Origin of the sequence: Micromonospora sp. NPDC049301, assembly GCF_040678715.1 — a bacterium.
Taxonomy (GTDB): domain Bacteria; phylum Actinomycetota; class Actinomycetes; order Mycobacteriales; family Micromonosporaceae; genus Micromonospora.
The window spans coordinates 131,262-148,001 of record NZ_JBFAQO010000006.1; the positions used below are offsets into that span (position 1 = coordinate 131,262).

The following is a 16,740-nucleotide window of genomic DNA, read 5'->3' on the forward strand; positions in this document are numbered from 1 at the left end:
CTCCTCACAGCAGCACCAGGTCGTCGCGGTGGACGACCTCCCGCTCGTACGCCGGGCCGAGCGCCGCGGCGAGTTCGGAGGTGGAGCGACCGAGCAGCCCCGGCAGCTCCACCGCGTCGTAGTTGACCAGCCCGCGCGCGACCGGCGCGCCACCGGAGTCGACCAGGTCGACCGGGTCGCCGGCGGTGAACGTCCCGTCCACGGCGGTGATGCCGGCCGGCAGCAGCGACTTGCGCCGCCCGACGACGGCGGCCACCGCGCCCGGGTCGAGGTGCAGGCGCCCCCGTGGCGAGGTGGCGTGGGCCAGCCAGAACAGCCGGGCCGCCGGGCGCTGCCGCTGCGGGTGGAACAGCGTGCCGACCGGCTCGCCGGCCAGCGCCGGGGCGGCCAGGCCGGCGGCGGTGAGCACCACCGGGATGCCGAAGCCGGTGGCGATCCGGGCCGCCTCGACCTTGGTCACCATGCCGCCGGTGCCGACCCCGGACCGGCCGGCCCCGCCGATGGTGATCCCGGCGAGGTCGTCCTCGTCGCGGACCTCCGTGATCCGGGTGGACTGCGGTCGGGTCGGGTCGCCGGTCCAGAGAGCGTCCACGTCGGAGAGGAGCACCAGCAGGTCGGCGTGCACGAGCGCGGCCACCAGCGCGGCCAGCCGGTCGTTGTCGCCGAACCGGATCTCCTCGGTGGCCACCGTGTCGTTCTCGTTGACGATCGGCACCGCGCGCAGGTCGAGCAGCTTGCGCAGGGTGCGGTACGCGTTGCGGTAGTGCGCCCGCCGGGTCACGTCGTCGACGGTGAGCAGCACCTGCCCGACGGTCAGCCCGTGCCGGGCGAAGGCAGCCGCGTACCGGCCGATCAGCAGGCCCTGCCCGACGCTGGCGGCGGCCTGCTGGGTGGCCAGGTCACGGGGGCGTCGGGTCAGCCCGAGCGGGGTCAGGCCGGCGGCGATCGCGCCCGAGGAGACCAGCACCACCTCGCGCCCCTCGGCCGCGAGCCCACCGAGGGTGTCGACGAGCGCGTCGACCCGCTCGTCGGCCAGCCCGCCGGTGGCGGTGGTCAACGAGGAGGACCCGATCTTGACGACGACCCGTCGGGCCGCCGTGACTGCGTCGCGCACCCGCCCATTCTGCGTGGTCGGTGCGGCGTGGCCCGGTCGCGTTCCCATATCGTGGCCGACTGTGACACCTGACGAGTACGTCGAGGCGGTCCTCGACCTGGTCGAGCGGATCCCGGAGGGCCGGGTCATGTCGTACGGCGGGGTGGCCGACGCCCTCGCCGAGCGCTCGGGCCGCGCCTCGGCCCGGCTGGTCGGCAACATCATGGCCCGGCACGGCGGTTCGGTGCCCTGGCACCGGGTGGTCAGCTCCGCCGGACGGTTGCCCCCGGGGCACGAGCGGGAGGCGCGGGCCCGGCTGCGCGCCGAGGGGGTGCCGTTGCGCGGTGAGGGAGTGGACATCCGGGTGGCGGGTTGGTCGCCGGAGGAGGGGATGTGACCTCCGCCATAACGTGAGTAACATTCGGCCCCATGACCGCGCCGCCGGGTGACGCCGGCTCACCAGCCGCCGGCCCGCTACCCCGGCCGGTGCACGCCGGGTACGCGCTCGGCTCCCTGGCCACCGGCGCGTTCGGCACGGTGCCCGGGCTGCTCCTGCTGCCGTACCTGACCGACACGCTCGGTGTGGCCGCCGGCATGGCCGCGCTGCTGGTGCTGCTGCCCAAGGCATGGGACGTGCTGGTCAACCCGGTCGCCGGGCGGATCTCCGACCGCACCCGGTCGCGGTGGGGCGCCCGCCGGCCGTACCTACTCATCGCCGGTCTCGCGCTCGCCGTGCTCTTCGCGGCCATCTTCGCGGCGCCGTTCGACAGCGGTCCCGCCGCTGCGGCGTACGTGGCGTTCGCCTTCCTGGCCACCGCCACCGCGTTCGCCTTCTTCCAGGTGCCGTACGTGGCGATGCCGGCGGAGCTGACCGACGACTACACCGAACGCACCCGGTTGATGACCTGGCGGATCGCCGTGCTGGCGCTCGCCATCCTGGTCTCCGGCGCGGTCGCCCCGCTGGTGGTGACCGCCGGTGGCGACGGTGTGCCCGGGCACCGGTGGATGGGGCTGTTCGTGGCGGTGCTGATCGCCCTCGGCGCCCTCGGCGCGTTCCTCGGCACCCGGTCCGCGCCGACCGGGGCGGTGGGCGGCAGCGAGCCGACACTGCGTGCCCAACTCGCCGTCGCCGGCGGCAACCGGCCGTTCCGGGCGCTGCTGATCTGCTTCGTGGTGCAGTCCGCCGGCGTGGCGACCATCCTGGCCGGGGTCAACTACTTCGCCGGGCAGATCCTGCGCGACGAGCAGAGCGGGCCGACGCTGCTCTTCGTCTGCTTCGTCGGGCCGGCGCTGCTGGTGATGCCGATCTGGTCCCGGGTCGGCGCCCGGGTGGGCAAGCGGGCCGCCCTGGTCGCCGCCGCGCTGATCCTCGCCGCCGGGGCGCTCGCCCTGGTCGCCGCGCCGGTGCTGCCGCCGGTCGCGGTCTACCTGCTGGTCGCGGTGATCGGCGTCGGGTACGCCGGGCAGCAGGTGTTCGCGCTGGCCATGCTGCCGGACTGCATCGCGTACGACACGGCGCGCACCGGCCGGCGGCAGGCGGGCGTCTTCACCGGCCTCTGGACCGCCGGCGAGACCCTCGGCCTGGCCCTCGGCCCGGGCATCTACGGCCTGGTGCTCCAGCTCTCCGGCTACGTCTCCTCGGACACCGGCACCGCCGCCGCGCAGTCCGACCTCGCTCGCCTCGGCGTCCTGCTCGGCTTCACGGTCCTGCCCGCCCTCCTGGTGGGCCCGCCGGTCCTCATGCTCCGCCGCTACACCCTCACCCCCGCCGTCCTGGCCGCCGCCACGCAGCACCGCCGCGTCGATCATGGAGTTGTGGTGGGGGACGACAGCCGTTGACCGTCACGAGAAGGGCACCATGACTCCATGATCGACGAGAACAGGGTGGGAGCCGGGGCGCTCGCCGCCGACGGGGTGGCGGCGGAGGACGTTCTCGCCGAGGTTCGTGCGCTGCGGGCGGGGGACCGGCCGACGCACGGCGGACGGCTGTTCGCGTACGTGTACGACCCGGCGGTGCCGGGGCTGGACGACCTGGCGGCCGCCGCGCACCAGGAGAGCGCGCACGTCAACGGGCTGGACCCGACCGCGTTCCCGTCCCTGCTGGCCATGGAGAACGCGCTGGTCGCCGCGGCCGGCTGGGTGCTCGGCGGCGGACCGGGCACGACCGCCCCGGACGTCGTCGGCAGCGTCACCAGCGGCGGCACCGAGTCGCTGATCCTCGCGGTCAAGGCGGCCCGGGACGCCCGTCCGGAGCAGGTCGCACCGCGCATCGTGGTGCCGGGGAGCGCGCACGCGGCGTTCGCCAAGGCGGCGCACTACCTGCGGGTGGCGCTGGACGTGGTACCGGTCTCCCCGGACACGCTGCGCCCCGACCCGACCGCGATGGCCGCGGCGATCCGCCCGGAGACGGTGCTGGTGGCCTGCTCCGCGCCGTCGTACGCGCACGGGGTGGTCGACCCGGTCGCCGAGATCGCCGCCGTGGCGGCCGACGCCGGTGTGCGCTGCCACGTGGACGCCTGCTTCGGCGGCTGGACGCTGCCCTACCTGCGCCGTCTCGGTACGCCGGTGCCGCCGTTCGACTTCGCGGTACCCGGGGTCACCTCCATCTCGGTGGACCTGCACAAGTACGCGTACGCGCCGAAGGGGGTGTCGGTGCTGCTGCACCGCGACGCCGCGCTGCGCGCCCCGCAGTACTTCGCGTACGCGGACTGGCCCGGCTACACCATGATCAATCCGGTCATCGCGTCCACCCGCTCGGGCGGGCCGATCGCCGCCGCGTACGCGACCCTGCGACACCTCGGCGACGCCGGGTACCTGGCGCTGGCCGAGCGCACCCGCGACGCGGTGGCCGCGCTGGCCGACGCCGTGCGCGGGGTCGACGGGCTGCGGCTGATGGCCGACCCGGAGTCCACCGTGGTCTGCTTCACCGCCACCGAGGGCGGCCCCGACCTGTTCGTCCTGGTCGACGAGCTGACGGCGCGCGGCTGGCACACCCAGCCCCAGCTGTCGTACGCCGGCCTGCCGGCCAGCGTGCACCTCACGGTGACCGCCGCGGTCGCGCCGCGGGTCGCCGAGTTCGGGCCGGACCTGGCCGACGCGGTGGCGGCGGCCCGGGCGGTCGGCCCGGTCCGGCTGCCCGCGGAGTTGTCCGCCCTGGCCGCTGCTCTCACCCCGGACGCGCTCACCCCGGAACTGGTCGTCGGTCTCGCCGCCGGGCTGGGCCTCGCAGGCGGATCGGATGCGGGCGGCACGCCGGGAGGGGGGCCGCTGCCGGAGCGGATGGCGGTGGTGAACACGTTGCTCGACGCCGCGCCACCGGCGCTGCGGGAGCGGCTGCTGGTCGAGTTCGTCGGTCTGCTGCAACGGCCGGCCTGGTGACCGGTGGGGGTGACGGCCTCGCCGTCACCCCCGAACCGGCCGTTCACCGGTAGGCGATGGTGTCCTCGTTGTTCCCGAGGTCGGGGTCGATCAGGTAGTGCCCACCGGGACCGGCCGCCGTGCCGCGCACCGTCGCCGTGCCCGGTGGCAGTTCGGTCCCTGGGGGGAGTCGTACGCCGAGGCGAATCGTCAGCTCACCGTTCGGCTTGATCGGACCCACTCGGCACCGCAGCGGGGGCCCGTACTTCCCGGCATCCGGCCCGCAGTCGGCCCAGGCGGGGCCGTCCGGCGCGAAGGAGGCGGGCAGGTCCAGCTCGAGGAAGACCTCGTCGACGTGCCGGTCCCCGATGGCGCGGACCCGCACCTGGACCGCGCCGACCCGGGACCCGTCGGTGGGGTCGTCGGCCAGGATGAGGTCCTTCGCGGTCACCGCCAGGTTCGTGGAGTACGGGTTTGGGCCGAACGAGGTGGGGCCCTCGACCTGCGAGAACCGCTCGCCCGTCCAGCGGTACCCGCGCCACTGCCGCTGCGACCACTCGCCCGGCCAGCCACCGCCCGGGTGCAGGTCGGCCACCTCCACTCGCACGGTGCCGTCGGAGCGCGCGTCCAGCCCGGTCAACCACTGCGGCTTCTCGCGGGTAGTGGCGACCACCCGGCCGATCGTGACGATCCTGCCTGCCTCGTCCCGATCGAACGCGACGACCTGCTGCGGTCCGCCGCTGCCGAACGAGCACAGCAGCATGGCCACGGTCTCGGTGGCGCCGTCGCCGTCGACGTCGGCGTAGTCGATCGCTTCGAGGGCGTTCGTCCCCTCCTTGGCGGTGCCGGGGTCGCCGACCAACCGGACCCTGCTGACCGGGCAGTCGGGTGGTCCCGACCGCCAGGCCGGCAGCTCCACCCGTGCGGCGAGCAGTTGGGCGCGGCTGATCCGCCCATCCGGAGCGGTGACGACAGTGGGGCTGGCACTGGTCGCCGGTGGCGTGCCGGTGGGGCTCGGCGAACCGCTCGGCGTGGGACTCGCGGTCACGCTCGGGGTGGGATCCACCGGCCCGGGTGACGGGCCGGTGCGGTCCAGGGCCGCGTACCCGACGGCCGGGCCGCCCAGCAGCGCCACCGCCGCCGCTCCGGCCGTGGCGAGGTGGCGACGCCGTTGCCGGCGAACCGTCCGCCGGACCTCCGCCGGCCCCGGTACCTCGATCTCGGCCAGCATCGTGCCGCGGTACCGGCTGAACTTCTCGGCAAGGTCGACGTTCTCCAGCTCAGACATTCTCCACCCCCTCGGTGGTGTCACGCAGATATCCGGCCAGCGCCGTCCGGCTCCGGTGCAGCCAGGACTTGACCGTGCCCTCGGCGACCCGCTCCTGCGCCGCGATCTCGGCCACCGTCAGATCCGCGAGATAGTGCAGCACCACGGCCCGGCGCTGCCGGGGCGGCAGCTTCGCCAGCGCCGCGTCGACCGCCACCCGGTCCGGCGTCGGCCCGGCGACGTGCGTCTCCCGCTGCCGCAGCAGGTAGGCCTGCGCGGTGCGCAGCCGTCGCCACCGGTTGTGGCCGAGGTTCCAGGCGACCCGGCGCACCCAGGCCAGCGGGTCGTCGTAGCCGGCGACCCGGTCCCAGCGCGCGAACGCCTTGCAGAAAGCCTCCTGAACCAGGTCCTGCGCCTGGCCGCGGTCCCCGGTGTAGGCGGCGAGCTGCACCACCAGGGCGCGATAGTGCGCGTGGTAGAAGTCGTCGAAGCTCAGCTCGGCCCGCTCGGGCCCGGCGTCGTGAAGGTGGTCCGGCGGGGGCTCACCCGCCCGAACGTCTCTCGTCACACTCACTCGCTCTCCCCCGTGGTGTACGCGGCGTCGGACACCCCGACAGAGGTGACACACCCGGACGCCGGGGAAGGTTGCGACTGCCAGAAAGCTGACGCTGCCGCGCTCGTATCGATCCTGGCGGATCCGGACGGGTGCCGGTACCCGCTGTGGGCCTGGCCCGCGCCGACGGCCACCGGGCCGGCGTCGGTCGCTGTGGTTGACTGTCCGGTAGGGGACAGGAAGGGGACGCTCGTGCAGCTGCCGGCAGTGCTCGGCGAGCCGATCCGGTTCGTGCTGAACTGGGGGCGCCGCTACTCGCTCTGGGTCTTCAACTTCGGCCTGGCCTGCTGCGCGATCGAGTTCATCGCCACCAGCATGGGGCGGCACGACTTCATCCGGCTCGGCGTGATCCCGTTCGCCCACGGCCCCCGGCAGGCCGACCTGATGGTGGTCTCCGGCACGGTGACCGACAAGATGGCCCCGGCCATCAAGCGGCTCTACGACCAGATGCCCGAACCGAAGTACGTGATCTCGTTCGGCGCCTGCTCCAACTGCGGCGGCCCCTACTGGGACTCGTACTCGGTGACCAAGGGCGTGGACCAGCTCATCCCGGTCGACGTGTACGTGCCCGGCTGCCCGCCCCGGCCGGAGGCGCTGCTGCACGGCATCCTGCGCCTCCAGGAGAAGATCGCCGCCGAGCAGTCCGGCGTCGGCGGCGTGTCCCGGCCGGATCTGCTCGCCGCTCCGCTGGACACCGCACCCCGCGAGGCCGCCGCCCCGCGCTCCGTCGACTCGCTCACCGCCCCGCCGGTACGCCCACCCGCCGCCGGCTGACGCGGCACCCGGATCGTCCCGTCGGCCCCGCCGGACCATTCGGTCGTCCGACGCCGCAGGTGGCGGCGTCGAGCTAGCCTGCGCACCATGAGCAGCTCCGTTGACCAGCGGTCAGCCCACATCGTCGACGTGCTGACCGAGGAGTTCGGCGCGTCGATGGCGATCGACCCGGCCGCCTTCCGGCGCAAGTTCCGCAAGATGGCCGCATCGCCCTTCGCCTTCTACCGGGGCAGCGCCGCGCTGTTCTACGCCGACCAGATCGGCGACTTCGCCGACGACCGGTTCCTCGACGAGCGGACCGGCCGGGTGTGGATCCACGGTGACCTGCACGCGGAGAACTTCGGCACGTACATGAACGCGTCCGGGCAGCTGGTGTTCAACGTCAACGACTTCGACGAGGCGTACGTCGGGCCGTTCACCTGGGACCTGCGGCGGTTCGCGGCCAGCGTGGCCCTGCTCGGCTACAGCAAGGCGCTCTCCGACACCGTGATCGGCGAGCTGGTCGCCGGCTTCGCCCGGTCGTACCTGACCGAGCTGCGGGCGATCGCCGCCGGCGGCGACGACGCCATCGGCTCGATCACCCTGGACAACGCGGACGGGGTGCTGCGCCGGGTGCTCCAGCAGGCGCGGCTCAACACCCGGGTCGACCTGCTCGCCGAGCAGACCACCGTCGACAACTACGAGCGGCGCTTCTCGCTCGGGGACGGCGTCTTCGAGATCGACGGGGACACCCGTGACAAGGTTCTCGCCGCCTTCGAGGAGTACCTGGGCACGCTGCCCACCGCCTCGGCCCGGCTGCGCCCGGTGGCCGCGCGGATCAAGGACGTGGTGCTGCGCAAGGGGGTCGGCATCGGCTCGGCCGGGCTGCCGTCGTACAACCTGCTGCTGGAGGGGCACACCCAGGCGCTGGAGAACGACGTCGTCATCTACATGAAGCAGGCGCAGGTGCCGGCGGTGGCCCGGTACGTCGGCGACGAGTCGGTCCGCGGCTACTTCCAGCACCAGGGCCACCGGACCGCCGAGTCGCAGCGTGCGTTGCAGGCGCACGCCGACCCGTGGCTCGGCTTCACCGAGCTGGACGGCGCCGGTCAGCTCGTCGCCGAGGTCTCCCCGTACGCGGCCGACCTGGACTGGTCCGACGTCAACGAGCCGGAGGAACTGACCGGGGTGCTCGCCGACCTCGGCCGGGCGGTGGCGCGCATGCACTCGGTCGCCGACGACGAGTCCAGCCACGACCTGGTGGACTACTCCACCGAGGAGGCGATCGTGGCCGCGGTGGAGACCGACGAGCCGGGCTTCGTCACCCACCTGGTGGACTTCGCGCACGCGTACGGGGTGCGCGCCCGGCAGGACCACCAGCTCTTCGTGGACCTGTTCCGCAACGGCCGGCTGCCCGGCATCTGACCGGCCCGCCGGTCGCTCAGTCGCCGAACTCCAGCACCACCTTGATGTCACCCTTCTCGGCGGTGTACGCCTCGGCGTACCGCTCGACCGGCAGTCGCCGGGTGAGCAGCGACTCCAGCCAGGACTGGTCGGCGCGGCTGAGCGCCTGAGCGGCCATGTTCCAGTGCCGCCGGTTGGCGTTCACCGAGCCGAAGACCACGTTGTTCTCCAGCACCAGGGCCCGGTTGAGCGCGCCGGCGTCGAAGTCGATGCTCCGCCCGCCGCTGGACACCCCGGCCAGGCAGACGATCCCGGTCGGGGCCGCCTGGCACATCACGTCGATGACCACCGTCGGGGCGCCGGTGCACTCGACGACCACGTCCGGCTCGAAGGGCAGCTTCGTGACCGGCACCGTGTGGTACGAGGCGCCGAGCGCGGCGACCAGCTCCGGCTTCGGCCCCGAGGTCGCCCGGTCCAGCACGTGCACGGCGAGCCCACGCTGGGTGGCGAGCAGCGCGGCCAGCAACCCGATCGGCCCCGCCCCGGTCACCAGGACGGTCTGCGGCTGCCACTCGGCCCGGTGCCCGATCCGCTCGATGTGGTCCCACGCCTTGGCCACCACGCTGGTCGGCTCGAGCAGCATCCCGACCCGGCCCAGCGCCGGGTCGAGCCGGACCGCGAACTGGGGTTCGATCCGCCACCGATCGCGGGCGAACCCGGGCAGCGCCTTGATGCCGTGCTCGGTGTACTGCCCGTTGCGGCACATGTCCCACTCGCCGACCGCGCAGTTGGGGCAGGGCACGGGGTCGGGGTGTCGGACGATCCCGGCCACCAGGTCACCGGGTTGCAGGGTGCCGGTCGGGTCTTCCAGCACCCGGCCCAACGACTCGTGCCCGATGATCAGACGGTCGGCGCCGGCCGGCGCCTCGCCGTACTCGCCAGCGATGATCTCGTGGTCGGTGCCGCAGATTCCCACCGCCAGCGCCTCGACCAGGACGGCACCCTCCTCGGGCTCCGGCTCGGGCTGATCCTCGACGAGGCTCAGCGAGTTGGCGACTCCCGGTTTCACAGTCACAGCGCGCACTCCCTCATCTTTCCCCGCCCGGCACCCGGCCGCCCCGCAAAGCCGGCAGATCGTCGGCCGCCGGTGGTGGGCCGGCGCGGGCCGGGCCGCCGCCGCAGCCAAGCCCTAGGATCAGCGGCATGACTCCGGAAGAGGTCGGCGCTCGGCTGGTCGCGCTGCTCGCGCCGGTCGAGGCGACCCCGTCGGTCTCCGGCGGGCAGCGGTACGCCCGGGCCACCGTCGACGTGCCGCCGGCGAGCTGGCGCGACGCCCTGCGCGCCGCCCGCGACGACGCCGAGCTGACCTGCGACTTCTTCGACTGGCTCTCCGCCGTGGACGAGCTGGCCGAGGGCTTCGACGTGGTGGCGCACCTCTGGTCGACCCGGCTGCGGCACGGTGTGCTGCTGCGCACCCGGCTGCCGCGCGACGCGGCCACGGTGGCTTCGGTGGTCGACGTCTACCCGGGTGCCGCCTGGCACGAGCGGGAGACGTACGAGATGTTCGGCATCGGCTTCGAGGGGCACGGGGAGCTGCGGCCGCTGCTGCTGCCGCCGGAGTTCGAGGGCCATCCGCTGCGTAAGGAGTTCGTGCTCGCCTCCCGGGTGGCCAAGCCCTGGCCGGGTGCGAAGGAACCGGGCGAGTCCGAGGCCGGCGGTGGCCGCCGACCGATCCGCCCGCCGGGCGTGCCCGCGCCGGGCGAGTGGGGGACCACGCCCACCCCGGCCGGCGCGGGCGGGGCGGGGGAGGGTCCGCGCGGCGGCACCCCGGCCAGGCCGGCCGGTGAGCGGCCGGCGCGGCCCGCCCCGGGGGCCCGTCCGGCGCGTACTCCCCGGCCCGCCGGCGCCGCGGACGGCCCGGCCCCGCCCGACCAGCCCGCGCCGGGCGCGAGCCCGGGCGGCCCGGTCGCGGACCCGCCGGCGCGCGGCGACCGGACCGACGACGACGGGGGTACGGCCTGATGCCGCTCTGGGTGGAGCTGGTGCTGCGGGTGGGCGGCGTGCTGGTCGCGTTCCTCACCCTGCCGCTGCTGGTGGGGCAGGCCGAGCACAAGGTGATGGCGCACATGCAGGGCCGGCTCGGCCCGATGTACGCGGGCGGCTTCCACGGCTGGGCGCAGCTCGTGGCCGACGGGGTCAAGTTCGTGCAGAAGGAGGACATCACCCCGCGCGAGGCGGACCGGGCCGTGTTCCGGCTGGCGCCGGCGGTGGCCCTGGTGCCCTACCTGCTGGTGCTGCTGGTCATCCCGCTCGGCCCGAACGACCTGGTCGGGCAGCCGCTGGACATCGGCCTGTTCTTCGTGCTGGCCGTGGTCGGCGTCGGTGTGGTGGCGGTGCTCATGTCGGCCTGGGCGTCGGCGAACAAGTACAGCCTGCTCGGCGGTCTGCGCGGGGCCGCCCAGTTGCTCGGCTACGAGCTGCCGCTGGTGCTGGCCGCCGCCTCGGTGGCCATGGCGGCGGGCACGCTCAGCCTCTCCGGCATCGTCGCGGCGTGGCAGCCGTGGTGGCTGCTCTGGCAGGCGCCCGCGATGATCATCTTCTTCGTCGCGGGGCTGGCCGAGATCCGCCGGCCGCCGTTCGACATGCCGGTGGCCGACTCGGAGCTGGTCTTCGGGTACATGACCGAGTACACGGGGCTGCGCTTCGCGTTCTTCCTGCTCGCCGAGTACGTCGGCATCGTGGTGATCGCGGCGCTGACCACGGTGCTGTTCCTCGGCGGCTGGCAGGGCCCGTTCGCCGACGAGCAGCTGGGCTGGCTCTGGACCCTGCTCAAGGTCTTCGCCGTGGCGTTCGTGATCATCTGGCTGCGGGTGTCGTACCCGCGACTGCGCGAGGACCAGCTCCAGCGGCTCTGCTGGCTGGTGCTGGTGCCGGCCTCCCTCGCCCAGCTGGTCCTCACCGCGGCCGTCCGTATCGCCCTCTGACCCGTCCCCGGAGTCAGCGCAGCGGGGTGTGCGCGGGATCGACGGGCTCGGCCGGTGGCGGTGGCGGCGTGCCCTCGCCGAAGGGACGACCGCCCAGGGTTTCCCGGCCGTGCGGGGTGATCCAGTTGGACAGGTCGGGGCCGAGGGGCACGATCCCGGTCGGGTTGATGTCCCGGTGCACCTCGTAGTAGTGCCGTTTGATGTGGTCGAAGTCGATGGTGTCGCCGAACCCGGGGGTCTGGAACAGGTCCCGGGCGTACGCCCAGAGCACCGGCATCTCGCTCAGCTTCTGCCGGTTGCACTTGAAGTGGCCGTGGTAGACCGGGTCGAAGCGGACCAGGGTCGTGAAGAGCCGCACGTCGGCTTCGGTGATGGTGTCGCCGACCAGGTAGCGCTGGTCGGTCAGCCGCCCGGACAACCAGTCCAACCGGTCGAAGAGCCGGTGGTACGCCTTGTCGTACGCCTCCTGGCTGCCGGCGAAGCCGCACCGGTACACGCCGTTGTTGACGTCCCGGAACACCACGTCGTTGACCTCGTCGATCTGCGCCCGCAGGTGCTCGGGATAGAGCTGCGGCGCACCCTCTCGGTGGTACGCACCCCACTGGGTGGACAGGTCCAGGCTCATCTGCGCGTAGTCGTTGGTCACCACCTGCCCGGTCGGCACGTCGACGATCGCCGGCACGGTGATCCCACGCTCGTAGCCGGGGAAGCGCTTGAAGTACGCCTCCTGGATGCGCTCGATGCCGAGCACCGGGTCCCGACCGCCCGGGTCGAGGTCGAAGGTCCAGCTGCGGGCGTCGTGGGTGGGGCCGGCCACCGCCATCGAGATGGCGTCCTCCAGGCCGAGCAGCCGCCGCACGATGATCAGACGGTTGGCCCACGGGCAGGCCCGGCTGACCGCCAGCCGGTACCGGCCCGGCTCCACCGGGTACCCGTCGCGCCCGTCCGCCGTGATCCGGGTGGCGATGTACCGCTGGTCCCGGGTGAACTCGCCGCCCGGCTCGACGTACGTCCCGCCTGTCTCCTCGCCCACGTCGCCCTCCCGGTCCGGATGTCGTCTTCGGTCCCCATCCTCGCTGATCTCCGGCCCGCCGGCTCGCCGCCGCCCAACCTGGTCGCGCCGTCCACCCGCCGGCCCGGTGCGGCCGAGCCGGCCGGCGTCCCGAGCCGGCAGGCGGCGGACCCGGTGCGGCTACCCTGCCGGCATGACGGATGTGGAGGCGGCGGCCCGGCGTTTCATCGCCGACGTGTGGAACGCCCGCCGGGAGGAGTCGGCCTACGAGCTGGTCGCCGAGGAGTGCCCGGGGCTGGGCGGTACCGGGCCGGAGGCGACGCTGGCCTGGCACCGCGAGCGGCGGGCGGCCTTCCCGGACCTGCGCTACAAGATCGTGGACGTGGTGGCCGCCGGCGAGCGGGTGGCCGTGCACTGGCGGGCGGCCGGCACCCAGGCGGGGCAGTTCGGGCCCGTGCCCCCGACCGGGCAGGTGGTCAGCTACTCCGGGGCCACGTTCCTGCGCTTCGACGCGGCGGGCCGGATCGTCGAGGTGTGGAGCTGCAACGAGCTGTTCCAGCTGCTCCAGCAGCTCGGCGTCGAGATGCTCCCGCCGACCGGCGTCAGCGGGCCTGGCGGGGCGTGACCCTGCTTCACCGCGTCGATCACCGGCGACCCACGGGTGGTGGTCGCGCGCGCCGGGGCCACAGGGCAGGATGGTCGGCATGAGCGACCCCAGCGAGCACGGCCTCCCCGGCGAGCGCGGCCTCCCCGGCGCGGGCCTGGTGAAGGGGCTGGCGGTCACCCTCAAGACGATGACCAGCCGCTCGACCACCCAGCAGTACCCGGACGTCGCCCCCGAGCTGCCGCCCCGCTCCCGGGGCGTGATCGCGCTGTCGGAGGAGAACTGCACGGTCTGCATGCTCTGCGCCCGCGAGTGTCCGGACTGGTGCATCTACATCGACTCGCACAAGGAGGAGGTGGCGGTGCCCGGCGCCGCCCGCCCCCGCCAGCGCAACGTCCTCGACAAGTTCGACATCGACTTCTCGCTCTGCATGTACTGCGGCATCTGCATCGAGGTCTGCCCGTTCGACGCGCTCTACTGGTCGCCGGAGTTCGAGTACGCCGAGTACGACATCAAGGACCTGCTGCACGACAAGGACCACCTCGGCCAGTGGATGGCCACCGTCCCGCCGCCGCCCGCGCACGACCCGAACGGCGAGCCGGCCAAGGAGGAGACCGCCGCCGCGCGCAAGGCGGGCGCCGCACGTCCGGTCCCGCCGGCGGTACGCCCCGAGCCCGACGCCGACCAGGGTTCCGCGTCGTGACCGCGCGACGCGCGGCGGCCCGAGTCGTGAGGGCGGCCCGGTGACCGGCGCGGACCTGCTGCTGCTCGCCCTCGGCGCGGTGGCGGTCGGTGCCGGCGTGCTGGTGGTGACCACGAAACACCTGGTCCGGGCGGGGCTCTACCTGGTGGTGTGCCTGGGCGCGTTGGCCGGCGACTATCTGGTGCTCAGCGCCGAGCTGGTGGCCTGGGTGCAGGTGCTGATCTACGTGGGCGCGGTGGTGGTGCTGCTGCTGTTCGCGGTGATGCTGACCCGGGCGCCGATCGGCGCGTCGGACGATCTGGACCGGCCCGGCTGGCCGGCCGCCCTGATCGGTGGCGGCGCCGGGCTGGGGCTGACCGTCCTGCTGATCCACGCGTACCGGTGGAGCACCGTGGCGCTGCCCGGCGCGGGCACCGCGGAGCGGCTGGGGGAGCAGATCTTCCGGTCGTGGGTGCTGCCGTTCGAGGTGCTCTCCGTGCTGCTGCTGTCGGCGCTGGTGGGCGCGGTGGTGCTGTCCCGGCCGGACATCGGCCGACCCGTCCGGGCAGCGGACGGCGGGGCGGCGGACGGCACGGCGGCGCAGGACGCGGTCGACGTGGATTCCGGGGGGCGCCGGTGAGACCGGTCATCCCGTACGTCACCGCCGCGCTGCTGTTCGGCCTCGGCGTCTACGGCGTGCTGCGCCGCCGCAACGCGGTGCTGGTGCTGATGGCGGTCGAGCTGATGCTCAACGCGGTGAACCTGATCCTGGTCACCGCCGACACCACCGCCCGCGCCGTGCTGCCGCACTCCGGTCAGGTGTTCGCGCTCTTCGTCATCGTCCTCGCCGCCGCCGAGATCGGGGTGGGGCTGGCGATCGTCCTCCAGCTCTACCGGCTGCGCGCCAGCGTGGCGGTGGACGAGGTGCCGCTGACCGAGCCCGCCGAGTCGCCGCGGACCGCCGGTGCGCCGGCCGCCGCCGGCACCGGGGGCCTGGGCGCGGAGGCGGGCCGGTGACCGGGCTGCTCGGGGCGCTGCTGCCCGCCGTACCGCTGGTCGCCGGGCTGCTCGGCCTGCTGCTGCCGCCGGCCCCACGGCAGCCCGCCACCGGTGTCGAGGGTGGCGATCGGGCCCGGCGGGTGGCCGTCGTGCTCGGTGTGGCCGGCGCGGCCGGGGCGCTCGCGCTGGCCGTCGCGCTCCTGGTCACCGTGGACGAGCCCCGCGAGACGTCGACCACCTGGGTCGACCTCGGCGGGCTGACCGTCACCCTCGGCGTACGGCTGGACGGCGCCGCCGCGCTGGTGGCGGTCGCGGTCGCCGCGGTCGCCCTGGCCGTGCAGGTCTACTCGATCGGCTACCTGCGACGCGGCCCGCACGACGACGTCGACGTCGACCACCGCTACCCGCCGTACGCCGCGCAGATCAGCCTCTTCACCGCCGCCATGCTGCTGGTGGTCGTCGCCGGTGACCTGGTCATGCTGCTGGTCGGCTGGGAGGTGATGGGCCTCTGCTCGTACCTGCTCATCGCCCACGACCGCCGGCTGCCTGCTGCTCCCGCCGCCGCGATGAAGGCGTTCCTGGTGACCCGGGTCGGTGACGTCGGGTTCCTGCTCGGCATCGCGCTGCTCGGCGTGTCGACGGGCAGCTTCCGGATCGCCGACGTGCTCGCCCACGACCACTCCACCGCGACCCTGACCGCCGCCGGTCTGCTGCTGCTGGCCGGGGTGGCCGGCAAGAGCGCCCAGTTCCCGCTGCACACCTGGCTGCCGGACGCGATGGCCGGCCCGACGCCGATCTCCGCGCTGATCCACGCCGCGACGATGGTCGCCGCCGGGGTGTACGCGGTGGCCCGCCTCTACCCGCTGTTCACGGCCGCGCCGGTGACGCTGACCGTGCTCGGGGTGATCGGGTCGATCACCCTGCTGCTCGGCGCGCTCGCCGCCACCGCGCAGGACGACATCAAGCGGGTGCTGGCCTGGTCGACCGTCTCCCAACTGGGCTACATGACCGGGGCGCTGGCGGTCGGTTCGCCGTCGGCGGCACTGTTCCACCTGCTCACGCACGCCGCGTTCAAGGCGCTGCTGTTCCTCGCCGCCGGCGCGGTGATCCACGCTGTGGGCACCACGCTGATGTCGGAGATGGGCGGGCTGCGCCGCAGCATGCCGGTGACCTTCTGGTGCACGGTGGTGGGCCTGGGCGCGCTGGCCGGGGTGCCGCCGCTGGCTGGCTTCTGGAGCAAGGACGGCGTGCTGACGGTCGCCGAGGCGGCCGGGCGGGAGGGCACCGGCCCGGCGCCGTCCTGGGTGGGCTGGCTGGTCTGGCTGGCCGGGCTGGCCGGCGTGGCGATCACCGCCTGGTATGCCGGCCGACTCCTGCTGCGGGCCTTCTTCGGTGAGCCCCGGCTGCCGCTGGTCCGGCCGCACGACCCGCCGGCGGTGCTGCGCTGGCCGGTGCTGCTCCTCGCCGTGCCGGCCGCGCTGCTCGGCCTGGCCGGGTTCGTCGGGGCGTTCGCCGATCGGCTGCGGTTCGCCACCGTGCCGGTGGCGGGTGCGGAGGACGCCCTGGTCCACCTCGGGCCGGGGCTGCTGCTGCCGCTCGTGCTGCTGCTGGTCGGCGCGGGGCTGGTGCTGCTGGGCTGGCGTCGGGATCCGGCCGCCGATCCGGCGGCCGCGCTGGGTCCGCTGCGGCCGCTCTTCGCCCGCGCGTTCCGGCTCGACGACGTCCAGCACGCCCTGGTGGTACGCCCCGTCCGGGCGCTGGCCCGGGCCGCGCGCACCGGCGACGAGGTCGTGGTGGACGGCGCGGTCGAGGGCAGCGGGCGGGCCGCGTCCGGCCTGGGCGCCGGGCTCGCCGCGCTGCACCGGGCGGCACTGCCGCGGGCCGCCGCCGGGGTGCTGGCCGGCGCGCTGTTGATCGGGCTGGCCGCCGCTCTGATCGGAGGTTCCCGGTGAGCGCGAGGAGTGAGCCGGTG

17 protein-coding genes are annotated in these 16,740 nt (G+C 74.2%); 12 read left to right on the plus strand and 5 right to left on the minus strand.

Annotation, left to right across the window (positions count from 1 at the left end; genetic code table 11):
• Positions 1 to 4: 4 nt before the first annotated feature.
• Positions 5 to 1,162 (minus strand): glutamate 5-kinase, encoded by a 1,158-nt coding sequence (gene proB, locus AB0K07_RS19250; protein WP_363756794.1) that lies wholly within the window; start codon positions 1,160 to 1,162, stop codon positions 5 to 7.
• A 13-nt stretch (positions 1,163 to 1,175) separates the two neighbouring features.
• On the opposite strand from proB, the gene AB0K07_RS19255 reads away from it, so the two are divergent.
• From AB0K07_RS19255 to AB0K07_RS19265, 3 genes are read left to right on the plus strand one after another with little or no spacing between them, the layout of a single operon-like run.
• Entirely contained in the window at positions 1,176 to 1,490 is a 315-nt protein-coding gene (locus AB0K07_RS19255) for an MGMT family protein (RefSeq protein ID WP_121657392.1), read from the plus strand.
• A gap of 32 nt (positions 1,491 to 1,522) precedes the next feature.
• Positions 1,523 to 2,932: an MFS transporter gene (locus AB0K07_RS19260; protein WP_363756795.1), complete on the plus strand. Its 1,410-nt coding sequence runs from the start codon at positions 1,523 to 1,525 to the stop codon at positions 2,930 to 2,932.
• Positions 2,933 to 2,959: 27 nt separating this feature from the next.
• The gene (locus AB0K07_RS19265) at positions 2,960 to 4,471 is read left to right on the plus strand and encodes an aminotransferase class V-fold PLP-dependent enzyme (RefSeq protein WP_363756796.1); all 1,512 of its coding nucleotides are present in this window, start codon (positions 2,960 to 2,962) and stop codon (positions 4,469 to 4,471) included.
• A gap of 43 nt (positions 4,472 to 4,514) precedes the next feature.
• On the opposite strand, the gene AB0K07_RS19270 is transcribed toward AB0K07_RS19265, so the two are convergent.
• The gene (locus AB0K07_RS19270; RefSeq protein ID WP_363756797.1) at positions 4,515 to 5,738 is read right to left on the minus strand and encodes a hypothetical protein; all 1,224 of its coding nucleotides are present in this window, start codon (positions 5,736 to 5,738) and stop codon (positions 4,515 to 4,517) included.
• Positions 5,731 to 6,291, minus strand: coding sequence for a SigE family RNA polymerase sigma factor (locus AB0K07_RS19275; RefSeq protein WP_363756798.1), 561 nt, complete (start codon positions 6,289 to 6,291; stop codon positions 5,731 to 5,733). The genes AB0K07_RS19270 and AB0K07_RS19275 overlap by 8 nt, the downstream gene beginning before the upstream one ends.
• 231 nt (positions 6,292 to 6,522) lie before the next feature.
• Between AB0K07_RS19275 and AB0K07_RS19280 the strand changes: the two genes are divergently transcribed.
• Together AB0K07_RS19280 and AB0K07_RS19285 are read left to right on the plus strand one after the other, a co-directional pair.
• The gene (locus AB0K07_RS19280) at positions 6,523 to 7,104 is read left to right on the plus strand and encodes an NADH-quinone oxidoreductase subunit B family protein (RefSeq protein ID WP_363756799.1); all 582 of its coding nucleotides are present in this window, start codon (positions 6,523 to 6,525) and stop codon (positions 7,102 to 7,104) included.
• 87 nt (positions 7,105 to 7,191) lie between these two features.
• Positions 7,192 to 8,508, plus strand: a complete 1,317-nt coding sequence (locus AB0K07_RS19285) for a DUF2252 domain-containing protein (RefSeq protein ID WP_363756800.1) — start codon at positions 7,192 to 7,194, stop codon at positions 8,506 to 8,508.
• A 16-nt stretch (positions 8,509 to 8,524) separates the two neighbouring features.
• Here the strand turns inward: AB0K07_RS19285 and AB0K07_RS19290 are convergent, their stop codons facing one another.
• The gene (locus AB0K07_RS19290; protein WP_363756801.1) at positions 8,525 to 9,571 is read right to left on the minus strand and encodes a glucose 1-dehydrogenase; all 1,047 of its coding nucleotides are present in this window, start codon (positions 9,569 to 9,571) and stop codon (positions 8,525 to 8,527) included.
• Between the two features lie 119 nt (positions 9,572 to 9,690).
• Between AB0K07_RS19290 and AB0K07_RS19295 the strand changes: the two genes are divergently transcribed.
• Together AB0K07_RS19295 and AB0K07_RS19300 are read left to right on the plus strand one after the other, a co-directional pair.
• Positions 9,691 to 10,509, plus strand: a complete 819-nt coding sequence (locus AB0K07_RS19295) for an NADH-quinone oxidoreductase subunit C (RefSeq protein WP_363756802.1) — start codon at positions 9,691 to 9,693, stop codon at positions 10,507 to 10,509.
• Complete coding sequence (locus AB0K07_RS19300) at positions 10,509 to 11,471, plus strand: complex I subunit 1 family protein (protein WP_363756803.1); 963 nt, start codon at positions 10,509 to 10,511, stop codon at positions 11,469 to 11,471. Before AB0K07_RS19295 ends, AB0K07_RS19300 begins: the two co-directional genes overlap by 1 nt.
• A gap of 13 nt (positions 11,472 to 11,484) precedes the next feature.
• Here the strand turns inward: AB0K07_RS19300 and AB0K07_RS19305 are convergent, their stop codons facing one another.
• The gene (locus tag AB0K07_RS19305) at positions 11,485 to 12,504 is read right to left on the minus strand and encodes a glutathione S-transferase C-terminal domain-containing protein (protein ID WP_363756804.1); all 1,020 of its coding nucleotides are present in this window, start codon (positions 12,502 to 12,504) and stop codon (positions 11,485 to 11,487) included.
• Positions 12,505 to 12,676: 172 nt separating this feature from the next.
• On the opposite strand from AB0K07_RS19305, the gene AB0K07_RS19310 reads away from it, so the two are divergent.
• The 5 genes from AB0K07_RS19310 (at position 12,677) to AB0K07_RS19330 (ending at position 16,720) form a co-directional block, all read left to right on the plus strand.
• Positions 12,677 to 13,108 (plus strand): ester cyclase, encoded by a 432-nt coding sequence (locus tag AB0K07_RS19310; RefSeq protein ID WP_363756805.1) that lies wholly within the window; start codon positions 12,677 to 12,679, stop codon positions 13,106 to 13,108.
• 70 nt (positions 13,109 to 13,178) lie between these two features.
• Positions 13,179 to 13,790 (plus strand): NADH-quinone oxidoreductase subunit I, encoded by a 612-nt coding sequence (locus AB0K07_RS19315; protein ID WP_363756806.1) that lies wholly within the window; start codon positions 13,179 to 13,181, stop codon positions 13,788 to 13,790.
• A 40-nt stretch (positions 13,791 to 13,830) separates the two neighbouring features.
• A complete protein-coding gene (locus AB0K07_RS19320) occupies positions 13,831 to 14,409 on the plus strand; it encodes an NADH-quinone oxidoreductase subunit J (protein WP_363756807.1) in 579 nt (192 codons plus the stop codon).
• The gene (nuoK, locus tag AB0K07_RS19325; protein ID WP_363756808.1) at positions 14,406 to 14,786 is read left to right on the plus strand and encodes an NADH-quinone oxidoreductase subunit NuoK; all 381 of its coding nucleotides are present in this window, start codon (positions 14,406 to 14,408) and stop codon (positions 14,784 to 14,786) included. Before AB0K07_RS19320 ends, nuoK begins: the two co-directional genes overlap by 4 nt.
• Entirely contained in the window at positions 14,783 to 16,720 is a 1,938-nt protein-coding gene (locus AB0K07_RS19330) for an NADH-quinone oxidoreductase subunit L (protein ID WP_363756809.1), read from the plus strand. Before nuoK ends, AB0K07_RS19330 begins: the two co-directional genes overlap by 4 nt.
• Positions 16,721 to 16,740 lie beyond the last annotated feature (20 nt).